The organism is Streptomyces celluloflavus, from assembly GCA_000720995.1.
GTDB classification, from domain to species: domain Bacteria; phylum Actinomycetota; class Actinomycetes; order Streptomycetales; family Streptomycetaceae; genus Streptomyces; species Streptomyces celluloflavus.
Genome location: JOEL01000119.1, coordinates 1 through 1399 on the forward strand (window position 1 = coordinate 1; position 1399 = coordinate 1399).

Consider the following 1399-nt stretch of genomic DNA (forward strand, 5'->3'; position numbering starts at 1 on the left):
GAAGACGGCATACGAGATTCGCCTTAGTCTCGTGGGCTCGGAGATGTGTATAAGAGACAGGGGTGGGTACGCGGGCGTATCCGGATGCCGGGGTGGGTGCTTTCGTGGGGCTCGGGTGGGGTGGGTACGCGGGCCACCCGGACGTCTGTGCGCGCCTGGGGCTGGGTGGGTACGCGGGTGTACCCCGGACGCCGGGGTGGGTGCCCGCGCGTACCCGGGTGGGGTGAATGTCCACGGGCACCTGGGGTGGGGTGGATGCCTACGGGCACCTCAGGTGAGGTGGCGGCCCGGCTGGCGGCGTCGGGGCGGGTTCGGCGGCTCGGGCCCGGCCGGACCAGCCGGTATCGCGCCCCGACCGGCACCGTGCCACCGCCACGCCTCGGCCACGCCATATCTCGGCCGGATATCTCGGCTAGCCGAGATCGTCCGGCTCCCGGCGCATGCACCAGGTGCGCGGGCCGCCGTCCGGCAGGGCGACGCTCGCCGTGACGACGAAACCCAGCCGTTCGTAGAACCGCACATTGCGCTCACTCGACGTCTCCAGAAAGGCGGGGACGCCTTCCTGTGCGGCGGCCACCAGACCGGGCCGCAGCACCGCACTGCCCAGCCCCCGCCCCTGTGCCTGCGGCGCCACACCCACCGTGGCGAGGAACCACGCGGGCTCGCTCGGGCGGTGCGGTTCCAGCGCCTGCTCGGCGGATGCGAACGCCGCCGCGCGGTCCCCCGCGAGCTCGCCGATCAGCGGGCCGACCTCGGCGAAGGCCGGTCCGGGATCCTGACCGGGGACGGTCCACACGGCGACTGCACGGCCGCCGTCCGCGACCCAGACGCGTCCGTAGACCATCCCGACACGGGTCAGGAAGAGTTCCTGAAAGCGCCGGACCCGCTCCTGATGGTCGTCGGCCGCGACCACGTGCCGCGTAAACGGATAGTCGGCGAAGGCATCCGCGAGCGTCCGCACGGCGGTGTCCACGTCCTCGGGCGTCACAGGGCGTACGGAGTCGGCGAGGGGCATGGAGCGGTCCTTTGCGCGTAGTCCTGACGGTGGCGTACCGGACCGGAGGCGGCACTGGACCACACCCGGACGTCCCGTACCGATGCGCCATCCGGCAGGAGAGCGCACTCCCCGCCGACGGCCACTCACCGGCACGGTCCACTACCTGTAACGCCCAAGACCGCCGCCACGTGCCCGGCGCGCGGCCCGGTGCCGGAGAAGCCCGGCACACCGGGACCTGGCGAACCCTGCGGCCAATCCTCCCGGCTGGTCGTCCGGCCCCTGCGGCCCGGCCGATCGCCCTGGCTAGTACTCCAGTAGCAGTTCGCTATCGCTGCTGGTCAGAGCTCTGTTTTGGAGTGTGCTCGGCTGATGGTCCATCAGCTGGCGTGGGTTCGTGACTTT

General features: G+C 71.7%; 1 protein-coding gene. It reads right to left on the minus strand.

The window, feature by feature from the left end; all coding sequences use genetic code 11:
• Positions 1-412: 412 nt before the first annotated feature.
• The gene (locus tag IH09_RS36105; RefSeq protein WP_052861976.1) at positions 413-1015 is read right to left on the minus strand and encodes a GNAT family N-acetyltransferase; all 603 of its coding nucleotides are present in this window, start codon (positions 1013-1015) and stop codon (positions 413-415) included.
• Between the last annotated feature and the right edge of the window lie 384 nt (positions 1016-1399).

Coding starts and splice junctions, on each gene's coding strand:
- IH09_RS36105 (WP_052861976.1), bottom strand. CDS start 1,015: ATGCCCCTCGCCGACTCCGTACGCCCTGTGACGCCCGAGGACGTGGAC.